This is a genomic window from Rhizobium sp. BK491 (assembly GCF_014194925.1).
Classification (GTDB): Bacteria; Pseudomonadota; Alphaproteobacteria; order Rhizobiales; family Rhizobiaceae; genus Rhizobium.
On the sequence record NZ_JACIAR010000002.1, the window covers coordinates 788,443 to 801,876 of the forward strand.

General features: G+C 59.8%; 16 protein-coding genes. 7 read left to right on the top strand and 9 right to left on the bottom strand.

Translation table 11 applies throughout. The features are described from left to right. The first annotated feature begins 66 nt into the window (after positions 1–66). On the top strand, positions 67–966 hold the full coding sequence (locus tag FHX05_RS11695; protein ID WP_183871801.1) for a LysR family transcriptional regulator ArgP: 900 nt from the start codon (positions 67–69) through the stop codon (positions 964–966). A 124-nt stretch (positions 967–1,090) separates the two neighbouring features. Beyond that, positions 1,091–1,399, top strand: a complete 309-nt coding sequence (locus FHX05_RS11700; RefSeq protein WP_132716019.1) for a Dabb family protein — start codon at positions 1,091–1,093, stop codon at positions 1,397–1,399. Positions 1,400–1,447: 48 nt separating this feature from the next. Here FHX05_RS11700 and FHX05_RS11705 read toward each other — a convergent pair whose 3' ends face one another. From FHX05_RS11705 to FHX05_RS30760, 4 genes are read right to left on the bottom strand one after another with little or no spacing between them, the layout of a single operon-like run. Beyond that, positions 1,448–2,350, bottom strand: a complete 903-nt coding sequence (locus FHX05_RS11705; protein ID WP_183871803.1) for a zinc ABC transporter substrate-binding protein — start codon at positions 2,348–2,350, stop codon at positions 1,448–1,450. 19 nt (positions 2,351–2,369) lie between these two features. Then, on the bottom strand, positions 2,370–3,242 hold the full coding sequence (locus FHX05_RS11710) for a metal ABC transporter permease (RefSeq protein WP_112605906.1): 873 nt from the start codon (positions 3,240–3,242) through the stop codon (positions 2,370–2,372). Next, positions 3,239–4,021: an ABC transporter ATP-binding protein gene (locus FHX05_RS11715; RefSeq protein ID WP_183871805.1), complete on the bottom strand. Its 783-nt coding sequence runs from the start codon at positions 4,019–4,021 to the stop codon at positions 3,239–3,241. Before FHX05_RS11715 ends, FHX05_RS11710 begins: the two co-directional genes overlap by 4 nt. Then, on the bottom strand, positions 4,018–4,146 hold the full coding sequence (locus FHX05_RS30760) for a hypothetical protein (RefSeq protein WP_281411851.1): 129 nt from the start codon (positions 4,144–4,146) through the stop codon (positions 4,018–4,020). The genes FHX05_RS11715 and FHX05_RS30760 overlap by 4 nt, the downstream gene beginning before the upstream one ends. 181 nt (positions 4,147–4,327) lie before the next feature. On the opposite strand from FHX05_RS30760, the gene FHX05_RS11720 reads away from it, so the two are divergent. Together FHX05_RS11720 and FHX05_RS11725 are read left to right on the top strand one after the other, a co-directional pair. Next, positions 4,328–4,573 (top strand): type II toxin-antitoxin system ParD family antitoxin, encoded by a 246-nt coding sequence (locus FHX05_RS11720; RefSeq protein WP_112605900.1) that lies wholly within the window; start codon positions 4,328–4,330, stop codon positions 4,571–4,573. Beyond that, positions 4,574–4,882 (top strand): type II toxin-antitoxin system RelE/ParE family toxin, encoded by a 309-nt coding sequence (locus FHX05_RS11725; protein WP_112605897.1) that lies wholly within the window; start codon positions 4,574–4,576, stop codon positions 4,880–4,882. Positions 4,883–4,930: 48 nt separating this feature from the next. On the opposite strand, the gene FHX05_RS11730 is transcribed toward FHX05_RS11725, so the two are convergent. Both FHX05_RS11730 and FHX05_RS11735 read right to left on the bottom strand, forming a co-directional pair. Beyond that, positions 4,931–5,416: a peroxiredoxin gene (locus tag FHX05_RS11730; RefSeq protein WP_112335510.1), complete on the bottom strand. Its 486-nt coding sequence runs from the start codon at positions 5,414–5,416 to the stop codon at positions 4,931–4,933. Between the two features lie 81 nt (positions 5,417–5,497). Continuing rightward, a complete protein-coding gene (locus tag FHX05_RS11735) occupies positions 5,498–6,325 on the bottom strand; it encodes a protein-disulfide reductase DsbD domain-containing protein (RefSeq protein WP_183871807.1) in 828 nt (275 codons plus the stop codon). Between the two features lie 140 nt (positions 6,326–6,465). On the opposite strand from FHX05_RS11735, the gene FHX05_RS11740 reads away from it, so the two are divergent. The 3 genes from FHX05_RS11740 to FHX05_RS11750 all read left to right on the top strand — a co-directional run bounded on the left by FHX05_RS11740 (position 6,466) and on the right by FHX05_RS11750 (position 8,547). Continuing rightward, positions 6,466–7,071: a YqgE/AlgH family protein gene (locus tag FHX05_RS11740; protein ID WP_015339076.1), complete on the top strand. Its 606-nt coding sequence runs from the start codon at positions 6,466–6,468 to the stop codon at positions 7,069–7,071. A 95-nt stretch (positions 7,072–7,166) separates the two neighbouring features. Next, complete coding sequence (locus FHX05_RS11745) at positions 7,167–7,358, top strand: CsbD family protein (protein WP_112397964.1); 192 nt, start codon at positions 7,167–7,169, stop codon at positions 7,356–7,358. 133 nt (positions 7,359–7,491) lie between these two features. After that, entirely contained in the window at positions 7,492–8,547 is a 1,056-nt protein-coding gene (locus tag FHX05_RS11750) for a putative zinc-binding metallopeptidase (RefSeq protein WP_183871809.1), read from the top strand. A gap of 8 nt (positions 8,548–8,555) precedes the next feature. On the opposite strand, the gene FHX05_RS11755 is transcribed toward FHX05_RS11750, so the two are convergent. From FHX05_RS11755 to FHX05_RS11765, 3 genes are read right to left on the bottom strand one after another with little or no spacing between them, the layout of a single operon-like run. Next, positions 8,556–11,456, bottom strand: coding sequence for an EAL domain-containing protein (locus tag FHX05_RS11755; RefSeq protein WP_112606084.1), 2,901 nt, complete (start codon positions 11,454–11,456; stop codon positions 8,556–8,558). Positions 11,457–11,464: 8 nt separating this feature from the next. After that, entirely contained in the window at positions 11,465–12,079 is a 615-nt protein-coding gene (locus tag FHX05_RS11760) for a GNAT family protein (protein ID WP_015339080.1), read from the bottom strand. Between the two features lie 50 nt (positions 12,080–12,129). Next, entirely contained in the window at positions 12,130–13,428 is a 1,299-nt protein-coding gene (locus tag FHX05_RS11765) for a pitrilysin family protein (RefSeq protein WP_015339081.1), read from the bottom strand. Between the last annotated feature and the right edge of the window lie 6 nt (positions 13,429–13,434).

Here is a 13,434-nt window from a genome sequence, read left to right on the forward strand (position 1 = left end):
CCGGTATCCGCATATGAAGATTTAGGCTACTTAATGCTGCTAACCCTGATTAAGAAAAACTAATCTATGCTCGACTATTCCGCTCTCCGTGCCGTTTCCATGGTCGTCCAGACCGGCAGCTTCGAAAAGGCGGCAGCCATTCTCAACGTCACGCCTTCGGCCGTCTCGCAGCGGGTGAAGCAGCTTGAAGAACGCCTGGGCATCGTCCTGATCGTCAGGGGCAATCCCTGCACCGCGACGGAAAAGGGCGAATGGCTCTGCCGCCATATGGAGAATGTCGGCATGCTGGAAGACGAGCTGTTCGGACGTTTGCCGGCGCTCGTCGATCCCGGCGAGCCCAAACAAAGGGTCACACTTCACATTGCCACGAATGCCGATAGTCTCGGGACGTGGTTCGTGGATGCCATATCCGGTTTTGCCAAACGCTCTTCCTATCTGCTGAATATCGCCATCGACGACCAGGATCATACGGCCGAATGGCTGCAGCGGGGGCGGGTGATCGCGGCCGTCACCGGCCTGGAAAAGCCAATTCAAGGCTGCCGGCGTATGTCCCTCGGCGCGCTTCGCTACCATGCGACGGCAAGCCCCGCTTTCATTGCCCGGCATTTTTCAAAAGGTGTTACCCCGGAAGCGATCCAGAACGCGCCAGCCCTGACCTTCAACCAGAAGGACAGGCTTCAAAGCCGCTGGATACGCCAGACATTCGGAGAGGATTTTGCCTATCCGAGCCACTGGCTGCCTTCGACCCAAGGCTTCGTGGATGCCTGTCTTGCGGGCATGGGATGGGGCATGAATCCCATCCAGCTTGTGCGGGAGCATCTGGAGGCCGGACGCTTGGTCGAGCTGATCCCCGACACGCCGCTGGACATTCCATTATATTGGCAGGTGAATCGTCTCGCAGCCGACCGGCTTGCGGAATTGACACGCGAAATCACTGCCACAGCCAAAGCCCATTTGTCAGCGTGAGCTGTGATTCGAGCTGAACGCGTTGCCATTCGCTTGGCTGCCGGAACGCAATGTTCGCGAATTGATGCCTTGCCCGGTTGCCCTTTCCCTCTATGCTGCCGCCGACTTCCAGGGAGATTGCATTATGATCTTGCATTGCGTTTTTCTTAGACTCAAGTCCGCCCTGACACAGGACGAGAAGGCGGCGCTCTTCGACTCCGTCGTCGCCTTGCAGAAGGTCATTCCGGGTATTGTTGACGTGAAATATGGGCCGAACGTCTCGCCTGAGGGCCTGCATGGTGGCTTCGCCGATGGATTTGTCGTCACCTTCGAGAGTGTCGAGGCGCGCGATGCCTATCTGGTGCATCCCGATCATGTCGCCGTCGGCGAGCGGATCGTTTCGTCCACGGACGGCGGTCTGGCCGGCCTGATGGTCTTCGATTTCAACATTTAAGTGAGTGGTCGCAGGCAGTGTACGCCTGCGACCATACTCCTTGAATGATCAGCTCGACTTCGCCATGGCTGTGGCGAGTTGATCAACGTTATAACGGAACATTTTTTCGTAAGTCGAAGCTGGTCCGTTGGCCTTTGACAGCGATTCGACATAGAGCTCACCGCCAGGCTCGGCGCCGGTTGCCTTGGCGACCTGCTTGACGAGGCGCGGATCGTTCGAGTTTTCGAAGAAATAGGTCTTCACATGCTCGGTCTTGATCTGCTCGATCAGCTTGGCGACGTCGGCAGCCGATGCTTCCGTTTCAGTGGAGACGCCGAGCGGCGAGAGGAAGCTTACCTTGTATTCGCGGCCGAAATAGCCGAAGGCATCATGGCTGGTCAGCACCTTGCGGCGATCGTCGGCGATCTTGTCGAACTTGCTGTGGGCATAGGCATCAAGCTCGGTCAGCACCTTGGTATAGCGCTCGGCATTGGCCTTGAAGTCAGCCGCATCGGCCGGATCCGCCGCAGAAAGCGCCTTCTCGATATTGGCGACCCAGACCTTCACATTGACCGGGCTGTTCCAGACATGCGGATCGGTGACCGTCTTGCCGTCGTCGACCATGGTGCGCGTGTTGATGCCGTCTGAGGCGACAACAGGCGTTCCCTTGTAGCCGGATGCGCTGATCAGCCGGTCCATCCAGCCTTCCAGCCCTTCGCCGCTGACGAAGACGACCTTGGCGGCGTTCAGCATCTTGGCATCGGCCGGCGAGGGCTCGAATTCATGGGGATCGCCGTTCGGGCCGACGAGGCTCGAGACCTTCACATGGTCGCCGCCGACATGCTTGACCACATCGGCAAGCACGGTGAAGGACGCGACCACATTGAGGGTTTCGGCGGAAGCCGGTGCGGCGACGCCGAAGGCGACGAAGGCTGCTGATGCCGCCGAGAGAAGCAGTCTCTGTTTGTTCATGCGAGTCTCCTTGTTCGGATTAGCCCCGGAGATGGGGACGGGGGAAGAACCGCCGGGCAAGGCCCGAGGGCGCGAAGAGAATGGAGAAGCCGTAGATCAGGCTGGCGGTGATGATGATGGTCGGGCCGGAGGCAAATTCGAGGTGATAGGAGGCGATGAGGCCGATATAACCCGACGCCATCGCAGTACCCGTCGCGATTATCATCATGGCAGGCAGGCTGCGCGACCATAGCTGCGCCACGGCGGCCGGCAGCATCATCAGCCCGACGGCCATCAGCGTGCCGAGCGCCTGGAAGCTGGCGACGAGATTGAGCACGACCAGCAGCAGGAACAGGAAATGATAGAGCGGCCCGCGCCCGCCGACGGCACGCAGGAAACCGGGGTCGAAGCATTCCACGACCAGCGGCCGGTAGATGACAGCGAGAGCCAGGAGCGTCACCGTCGTAATCGCACCGATCTGGTAGAGAGCCGGCGCATCGATTGCGAGAATGGTGCCGAAGAGCACATGCAGCAGATCGATATTGGAGCCACGCAACGACACGATAAGAACGCCAAGCGCCAGCGAGGTCAGATAGAAGCTGGCAAAGCTCGCATCCTCCTGCAGTACAGTCGCGCGGCTGACGAGGCCGGACAGCAGCGCCACCGAAAGGCCGGCGATAAGACCGCCGAGCCCCATGGCGGTCAGCGAAAGAGAGCCGGCAATGAGATAGCCGATAGCGGCACCAGGCAGGACGGCATGGCTCATGGCATCGCCCATCAGGCTCATGCGCCGGAGCATCAGAAAGACGCCGATCGGGCCGGAGCCGAGGCCGAGGCAGACGCAGGCAATCAGGGCGCGCCGCATGAAGCCGTAGTCCGCAAAGGGTGCGAGGAAGATGTCGTAGACGGTCATTCGGCCGGCTCCCGCTTCACGAGGCCGCCTTCGTCATGCTCTTCTTCGGGCAGGCATGTCGCGGCCTCCTCATCCCAGCGCTCTGCCATGGCGCGCGCCTTGATGAGGTTCCTTGGGCTCATGACATCCTCCGTCCTGCCCCATCCCACGAGTTCGCGGGCGATCAGCAGTGTCTCGGGAAAATAGCTTCGCACCTGCTCGAAATCGTGCAGGACGGCGATGACCGTGCGTCCCTCCCGATTCCATCGCAGCACGAGTTCGAGAAGATCGCGCGTTGTCCGCTGATCGATCGCGGTGAAGGGTTCGTCCAGGAGAATCACGCGGGCATCCTGCAGCAGTAGCCGCGCGAACAGCACGCGCTGGAACTGGCCCGCTGAAAGCGAGCCGATATGCCTTTTTTCGAAGCCCGAAAGTCCGACGATGCCGAGCGCCTCTTGTGCCCGCTCGGCATCGTTGCGCGAGAACCGGCCAAAGGCGCCAGCATTCTTCCAGGCGCCGAGCATGACAGTATCGGCCACCGAAATCGGAAAGCGTCTGACGATATCGGCCGCTTGCGGCAGATAGCCGAAATCGTTGCGCGTCAGCGCCCCGCGATCGATCGAGCCTTCCGCCGGCCGCAGTTCTCCGACGATTGCCTTGAGCAAGGTCGACTTGCCGGCACCGTTCGGCCCGGCAATCGCCGTCAGGCTACCGGCGGCAAAGCCGCCCGAGATGTGGTGAACGGCCGGATGGCGTTCATAGGTCACGGTGAGATTGTTGAGGCGGATCAGATCGTTCATGCCAGCGCCACCGCCCAGCCGATAGCCGCCCAAAGCACAGCTATGCCAACCGCTACATAGGCCAGGCGCATCAAGGCCGAGCGCCCCATGAGGGACAACGCGAAGGGATCACGATCAAAAGGCATTTCGGGGCTTTCAATTATGTAATAACATAACACGTTGTAACCGATGAAATGAGGCGAAAAAGAGGCGAAGGGTGAATTGAGGGTTTTGACTACCGGTAATTGGCGCTCTCCACCGTTGATGCTATATATAGCGCATTATCTGTTATTCGACGGGTCATCGAGGCAGCAGGAGGTGACACATATGAATGTTTCTATCGGTGAACGCTGGGAAAAATTCGTTGAGAAAACCGTGGAAGAGGGGCGTTACAGCTCCGCCAGCGAAGTTGTGCGCGAAGGTCTCCGGCTCGTAGAGGAGCGTGAGGCGAAAATAGCAGCGTTACGGCGTACTCTGGAAGCATCGATCGATCGTGGGGGCGATATATCTGACGAGGAGCTTGGCGCCGCTTTGGAAGCCAAGGCTGCCGAACTGGCAAAAGAAAGCCATTGAGTGCCTCGGCTTCGTTATACAGCCGCCGCTCAGGATAACATCCTGGATATTCTTGTATTTATAACGCGTCAAAGCGGCAGCCCAAAGGTCGCTTTGAAATTCACAGGAGAGCTACGCCGCAAGTGCGCAAGTCTTGCGGCCCTACCCGGTCAAATGGGCCGCCTAAGGCCGGAACTGAGAGACGATATGCGAAGCTTCGCATTTCGTGGGTATGTAATCTTTTTCCGCTATGTTGAGGATGTTTTCGAGGTTTTGAATGTGCTCGAAGGACATCGAGATTTCGATACTCATTTCAATGAGGAAGAATAAAACAAAGGGCGCTTTTGAGGCGCCCTGTTTCTTCCGTCCATCAAAACCCTAAAGCTGCTCGATCATCGCAGCGGCGCCTGAAACCGTTGCCTGGCCGGGGCTTTCCTCGATATTCAGCGTCTTCACCACGCCGTCTTCCACCAGCATGGAATAACGCTTGGAGCGAATGCCAAGGCCGCCGGCGGAAAGATCGGCTTCAAGACCAAGCGCCTTGGTGAAGGAGCCATCCCAGTCGGCGAGGAAATGGATCTTGCCGAGGCCACCGGACGATTGTGCCCAGGCGCCCATGACGTGCCAGTCATTGATGGAAACGACGGCGATGTCATCGATGCCCTTGGCAAGAATGGCGTCGCGGTTTTCGAGAAAACCCGGCAGGTGATTGAGCGAGCAAGTGGGCGTAAACGCGCCGGGAACGGCGAAGAGAACGACGCGCTTGCCGGCAAAGAGCTGCTCGGTGCTGATCTCGACCGGGCCGTCGGCGGTCTTTTCCTTGAAGGTTGCGGCAGGCAGTGTGTCGCCGATCGCGATGGTCATGGCTCTCTCCTTGGGTCGTGTTTCGGGGCGCTCGAATGGTCGCCGATGGCTTGAAGACGGTCAGGGAACTATAGGCCGCGCCTATTCAAGTGCAAGGGTGGTTTCCATCGCCCGATCGCCATCGACGACGAGGATGCCCCAGCTCTTGCCCTTCGGACTATAATCCTTCGGCAGCTTGCCGATCTCGATATCGGCGGAGAAGGCGGTTCCCTCCCGCTTTGCATTTGCTTGCTGAAAGAACACATAGCCTGACGGCCCCGTGACGTAGATTTCAGGTGCCTTTCCACTCGCTTCCGGCAGTGTTAGTTGCAGCGAAAGGCTCTTGGCGTCGGCGGAGATCTGATGGCTCTGGATGGCGAAATCCGCAGAAGGAGCTTGGGGCAGCACCGCCTTTGCCGCATCGAGCAAGGCCAGCTCACGCGAGGTCGGCTGTGCATTGATCGGCAAGGGCAGGGAGTATTCGGCCTGGAAAGGGATGCAGATATCCTTGCAGAGGCCGATGAAAGCTGTCAGCTCAAGCTTTTCCGGCGCCTTGCCGGCGACGCGAAGATCGAGCGGAAACGTCACCGGCGCGTCGTAGCCGATTTCCTGGATAGGGCCGACGCTGATCGGTTTTGGTGCCGGGTAGGCCGCCCTTTCCAATGTCACGCCGCTGCCAGGTGCCGGCGTAATTTGCGGCGGAATTCCACCCTGACCTGGCTCACGCCAGTAGGTGATCCAGCCCGGCTCCGGTTCGACCTGCAGGGCGGCGCGGATATGCCCTTCGGCGTCCGGCGCCAGCGCGATCAGACGCATCCTGCCGCCCTCATTGTCTACCCAGTCGCTCGTCGCGGCATGGACTGCCGCGGCGCTGAAAAACAAAGTAGCGAGAAGGGCCGACAGCCGGCCAACGGTACTGAATTCGATCATGCGACAAGGATTTAGCCGATTGAGTTGCCTGGAGCCAGCACAGCCGAAGAAGCAAATGATCATTTTCAGTTGATTGATTTATGACATTGCCCCATCTTGATTACAGGCGGTGCAGTTGCGGACTGCGGTCAGGAGGCACGATGTCCCTATCGACGCTGAAGAATAGACGCGAAAGAGGTTTTCTCGACGGTCAGTTCCTGATCGCCATGCCGGGCATGGAGGATCGGAACTTCCATCGAACGGTGATTTATATCTGCGCCCATTCCGATGCCGGTGCCATGGGCTTCGTCATCAATCGCGCTCAGAAGCTGACATTCACCGATGTTCTGCTGCATCTCGAAATGATCAAGGACGACGATGCCATCGTGTTGCCGCAAAGGGCGCGCGATTTCCCTATCCAGACCGGCGGCCCCGTCGAAAGCGGCCGCGGCTTCGTTCTGCATTCGGACGATTACATCAGCGATAGCAGCATTCCGGTCAGTGATGACATCAGCCTGACGGCGACGCTCGACATCGTGCGGGCGATTTCCAAAGGGAGCGGCCCGAAACGCGCCACCATGTTGCTCGGCTATGCCGGCTGGGGGGCCGGCCAGCTCGAAGCCGAGATCGGCAATAATGGCTGGCTGAACTGCCCGGCAAACGAAGAAATGATTTTCGATCGCAGCCTCGACAACAAATATGATCGCGCGCTGGCTCTGATGGGCATCAATCCTGCGATGCTGTCGCTGCAGGCGGGCCATAGCTAAGCCGATTTGCGTTACTTTGGAACGAAATAGCTGTGGTGACGTTTTCCTGACAGAGCATCGGCAATTCCGCCGGGCCAGACCAGGAGGCGCCAGATATGAGCAGCACGACCGACAAGGTATCCGGTAAGGTGAATGAAATCGCCGGCAAGGCAAAGCAGGCAGCCGGCAAGGCGACCAATGATAGGGAAATGCGCGCGAAGGGCGCCGCCCAGGAAGCTAAGGGCAAGGTGCAGACCGCCGTTGGCAAGGCCAAGGATAAGGTCAAGGGCGCAGTCGACCGGATGTGACTGCTGAATTTTTCAAATCCATGGTCGCCGCTCCATCGGAATTGATGTTGTAGCGGCGATGTTGGGAGGAAGGGCCTGTTACGGAAACGTGGCAGGCTCTTTACTATCGGCCAATGATTTTTCGAGGGGAGACATGCGGCTTTTCACTTGTGACCATTGCGGCCAGCCCGTCCACTTCGATAACAGGCAGTGCGTGCGTTGCGGCCATCAGCTTGGTTTTATTCCCGACCGCTTGGCGATATACGCCTTGGAAGCTGAAAATGCTGCCAGCTGGCATCCGGTGTCCGAGCCGGCACAACACGTTCGGTTCTGCGCGAATGCCGAACTCGATATATGCAATTGGCTGATCGATGCGGACGACCCGCAACCCTATTGCGTCGCCTGCCGGCACAATCGTCTCGTGCCGAACACCGGCACGGAACAGGGCATAGACCGCTGGCGGCGCATCAGTCAGGCGCAGCGGCATTTGTTTTATTCGCTTTTGCGCTGGAACCTGCCGCATCCCGACCGTCAGCAGGACCCCGAAGGTGGGCTCGTCTTCGACTTCCTCGAGGACGAGGTGCAGGGCGGTACCGTGGTCCCGGCGATGACGGGTCATGAGGAGGGACTGATCGCTATCCGCGCCGCCGAGGCGGACGATGTCACGCGCGAACAGGCGCGCACCTCGATGAACGAGCCTTATCGCACTTTGCTCGGCCACTTCCGCCATGAGACCGGCCATTTCATCTGGAACAAGCTTGTCCGCGACCGCGGGCAATTCGATGCCTTTCGCGCCGTCTTCGGCGACGAGCGCGCCGATTATGGCGCAGCACTTCAGGCTCACTACGAGAACGGGCCACCGGCGAATTGGCAGGAAAGCTTTATCAGCGCCTATGCCAGCTCCCATCCCTGGGAGGATTTTGCCGAATGCTTCGCGCATTATCTGCACATCGTCGACACGCTGGAAACGGCACGCTCCTTCGGCGTGGTGATCGATCCCCATCGCTATCATGACATGGCGGCCGAGATAGATTTCAATCCTTACAGGGCGGAAAGCGCCGAGCAGCTCGTCAGCGCCTGGATCCCTTTGAGCGTGGCGATCAATTCCATCCAGCGCAGCATGGGGCAGCCGGATTCCTATCCCTTCATCCTCTCGCCGCCGGTAGTCGCTAAGCTCGACTATATCAGGGAATTGATCGACAGCGCGTGATCGACTACTCAGGCGCGCTTCGTCAGCGGAAAGCGTTCCTTCAGCAGGCGTATCACCGAATCCGAACCCATCGGCGGGCCGAAGATGAAACTTTGGCCGTAGCTGCAGCCGATCTTGGCGAGCTCCAGCGCATCCTCTTCCGATTCGATGCCTTCGGCGACCACGCGCATGTTGAGTTCACGCGCCATGGAGATGACCGAACGCAACAGAACCGCCTTCTTGTCGCTATCGTCGCGGACCATCGCCTTGTCGAGCTTGATCGTATCGAAGGGGAAACGGGTGAGGTAGGCGAGAGAGGAATAGCCGGTGCCGAAGTCGTCGAGCGCCAGGCCGATGCCGGCATCTCGCAGCTTGTCGAGCACGAGCCGTGCCTGTTCCGGATTTTCCATCACCTGCGATTCCGTCAGCTCCAGCTTGATCCGGTGCGGATCGCAATGGGTTTTGGCGAGCAGGGCGCGGATATCGTCGTAAAGCTCGTTGTTGAGCAACTGGACGCTGGAAAGGTTGATGGAGACGAACAGCGGCAGGTCGCCGGTCTGTCGCTGCCATGCCATCAGATCGTTCGTTGCCTGCTCGAGCGCAAACATGCCAAGCGGGCCAATGATATCGGAAGCCTCGGCGATCGGGATGAATTCCGATGGCGGAATATTGCCGCGCTTTGGATGCTCCCAGCGCATCAGCGCCTCGAAGCCGGCAACCTCCGCATCTTCGAGCCGAACGATCGGCTGATAGACGAGCGAGAGTTCCTTGCGTTCGACGGCCCGGCGCAAGTCGGTTTCCAGCTGCAGCCGGTCCGTCCCGAAGCTGCGGAAGGCCGGCTGGAAGGGTTCGACACGATTGCCGCCGGCGCGCTTGGCGCGGTACATGGCGAGCTCCGCATCGCTCAGCATACCAGTCGCATTCTCCTGCTGATCGACCCAGGACGTCAGTCCGACCGAAGCCGTCAGGATGATCTCGCGGTTGGCGAAATTGATCGGCACCATGATCGCCTTGCTGATTGCATCGGCGAAGTCGGCGACCTTGGCTGGATCGCGTTCGGAAACGAGGATGAGGCCGAACTGGTCGCCCGAAAGGCGAGCGAGCGTATCCTGCGGCTTCATCAGCCGGCGAAGACGCCGCGTCAGCGCGATCAGAATATTGTCACCAGCGGCAAAGCCAAGGGTATCGTTGACGAGCTTGTACCGGTCGATATCGATAACGATGACCGTCGGCCTGAGCTGATTGCCATCCGAGGCAAGTGTTAGAACCGCCTGCAGGCGATCGAGGAAGACTTGGCGGTTCGGCAGTCCCGTGAGATTGTCGTGCACTGCATCGTGCAACAGCCGCTCGATCGAATTCTTCTGCTCGGTGATGTCGACGATCGTACCGACGCAGCGAATGATCTCGCCGTTGGAACCAAGGACCGGCCGTGCGCGGATCGACAGCCAGTGGAAATGCCCGTCTTCGGCGCGAATGCGGAATTCATGGTTCAGCCGGCCGCGTCGATGTTCCAGAAGCACGTCGAGCGTCGCGCGGAAGCGGTCGCGATCGTCGGGATGCAGCCGCGGCAGCCAGTTGCGCGCAGCGCCGTGCATGGTGCCGGGAGAAAGGCCGAGCTTCATCGAGATATCGGGCGTCGTCACCACGCGGTCGCGCGCCACGTCCCAATCCCAAACGGTATCGCCGGAGCCGGTGAGCGCCAGGGATTGCCGTTCCAGATCCGAGAACAGGCCCTGCTGAAATGCGCCGCCGGCAAAAGCGTGCTGCATGACTGTAAAGCCGATCAAGAGCACGATCAGCACAAGTCCGCCGCCGAGTGCCGGCTGGATGATGTCGTTGTCGAGCTTGCCCATGACGGTCATCCAGGCCCCGAACAGCCAGACGAGGATCAGCGCCCAGGCGGGCACGAGCAGGATGGCCCGATCATAACGGCTGAAGCCGAGATAGATGATAAGCAGCAGGCCTGCCGTCGCGGTCAGCGCCAGCGACAGCCGCGCGATGCCGGCGGCAATCGACGGATCGTAGATCGCCACACCGAAGAGCAGCGCGAGACCGAGTACCCAGGCAAGCGTCACATAGCCGAGATGGGCGTGCCAGCGATTGAGATTGAGATAGGTGAACAGGAAGATCACCAGGCTCGACGCGAGCGCCACCTCCGCACAGGCGCGCCATATTCGCTGGTCGCTTGACGTGATGCTGATGAGCTTGCCGAGAAAGCCGAAATCGACGCAGATATAGCCGAGCACCGCCCAGGCAAGCGCCGCCGTCGCTGGCAGCATCGAGGTTCCCTTGACCACGAAAAGGATGGTCAGGAACACCGCCAGCAAGCCGGCAATGCCGAGCACGATGCCGCGATAGAGCGTGAAGGCGTTGACCGTATCCTTGTAGGCGTTCGGTTCCCAAAGATAGAGCTGCGGCAGGTTTGGTGACGAAAGTTCGGCAACGAAGGTGACGACCGCGCCGGGGTTCAGCGTGATGCGGAAGACATCGGCTTCGTCGCTCGGCTGGCGATCGAGCGCGAACCCTTCGCTCGGCGTGATCGCGACGATGCGCTGCGAGCCGAGATCCGGCCAGAAGACTTTCGAATTCACCAGGCGGAAATGCGGGGCGACGATGACGCGCTCCAGCTGCTCTTCGGACACATTAGCCAGTGCAAAGACGGCCCAGTCACCCTGATGGTTCGGCGAAGAGGATCGTACCTCAATGCGGCGTCGGATGCCGTCGGTGCCTGCGGCTGTAGAGACCTGAAAGGCTTCTCCCTGATTGGTATAGATCTCCGTCGTCGCCGTCAGGTCGAGAGCGGTATCGTCGCGCGAGATCTTCACAGGCTCGGCTGCGTCAGCCACTCCGGTGAGCAGCAGCAACATCACGGCTGCGAGCGTTGCGATCAGCGCGCATAGCCGCCGGGCCATCGGCCACGTCTGCATCATTCCGGCGATCATCGCTGGTCGAAGCTTCGGTTCGGGTTGGTGTCGGATGCCAACCTTGAAAACATCACATGGTCGCGCCACTGACCGTTGATTTTAAGATAACCGCGCAAATGACCTTCCCGTTGGAAACCGGCTTTTTGCAAAAGCCGCATGCTACGCTCGTTATCCGGAATACAGGCTGCTTCAATTCGGTGCAACTCAAGTCCGGAAAAGATATAGGGTATAACCAACTGAAGTGCGGCGAACATATGGCCCTGACCGGAGTAGCGCTCGCCCATCCAATACCCGATCATGCAGCTCTGCGCGGCACCTCGGCGAATATAGCCGATCGTGATGCCGCCAACCAGCGTCGTGTTTTCCCTCAGAAAAATGAAGAGCGGTATGGCCTGGCCGGAGCTGTATTCCTGCTTGCCCCGAATGATGCGCGCCCGATAGGCGGCCTCGGTCAGCTCGTCATGTCGCCAGGTAGGCTCCCAAGGTTCCAAAAAACGGCGGCTTTCAGCCCGAAGCCTGTGCCATTGGTTGAAATCGGAGTAGCGCGGCAGCCGCAGCAAATAATTGTCGTTTTCGAGTTCAACCGCGTCCGAATGACGTGAGAGAAACCGAAAGACAGATTTTTGCATGCCGCCAAGCACTCCCCCGAGAATTGCACCCATAGGCCTGCGGCGTGCCCTTAGCCGCTTGCGCTTCTGGAAGCAGGGACCGGCGACGACAGCGAAGTGACGATGTCCTCCATCGGCGCGAGCTGCTCCAGCGGCCCGATCGCAGAAAGCGTCGGTACTGTATCGAAGAACAGGCGGCCGGCAAGATCCGTCAGGCGCTCGATCGTGATACCTTCCAGGCGCTCCAGCATCTCCTGGTTCGGGATGGGGCGGCCATAAAGCATCATCTGCCGGGCGACCTGACCAGCGCGAGCGGCCGGGCTTTCCTGACCCATCAGCAGCTGTGCGCGGATCTGAGCGCGGGCGCGCTCGATTTCCTGCTGCTGAATGTCATGGGAGGATTTGTGCAGCTCGTCGACGATGACGGGCAGCAGTTCCGGCAGGTTCTCGCCACCGGTCGCGGCATGGATGCCGAAAATGCCGGTATCGGAGAAGCCCCAATGGAAGGCATAGACCGAATAACAGAGGCCGCGGAATTCGCGCACTTCCTGGAAAAGGCGCGAAGACATGCCGCCGCCGAGGATGTTGGCGAGAATCTGCGAACAGTAGAAATCGCGGGTGTGATAGGCGCGGCCTTCAAAGCCGAGCAGGATCTGCGCATCCATCAGGTCGCGCGTTTCGCGAATGTTGCCGCCGATATAACGCGCCGGTTCGATAACGGGCGGAGCGGACGGTTTGGTCGGAAGGCTGGAGAAGCGCTCCTCGACCTGACGCACGAAGCTTTCATGGTCGACAGCACCCGCCGCCACCACGAACATGCGGTCGGTCGTATAGTTGCGGCCGAGATAATGGCGGATCTGTTCCGGCGAGAAGGAGACGACGGTTTCCGGCGTGCCGAGAATCGCGCGTCCCAGCGTCTGACCGCGATAGGCGACCTCGGAAAACTTGTCGAAGACGACATCGTCGGGCGTGTCGTTGGCGGCATTGATTTCCTGCAGGATGACCTGCTTTTCGCGCGCCAGCTCTTCCTCGTCGAAGGCCGACTCCGTCAGGATATCGGCAAGGATATCGACGGCGAGCGGCACATGGTCCTTCAGCACGCGGGCATAATAGGAGGTGGTTTCCGTCGAGGTGGCGGCGTTGACTTCGCCGCCGACATTCTCGATTTCCTCGGCGATCTGCCGGGCCGTGCGCCGCGCCGTACCCTTGAACGCCATATGCTCGAGCAGATGCGCGATACCGTGTTCTGCTTCGGTCTCGTTACGCGAACCCGACTTGATCCAAACTCCGAGAGCCACGCTTTCGAGGTGTGGCATCGATTGGGTCGCTACTGTCAGCCCGGACGCTAGCCGGGTGCACTCCACTGTCATCGCCTG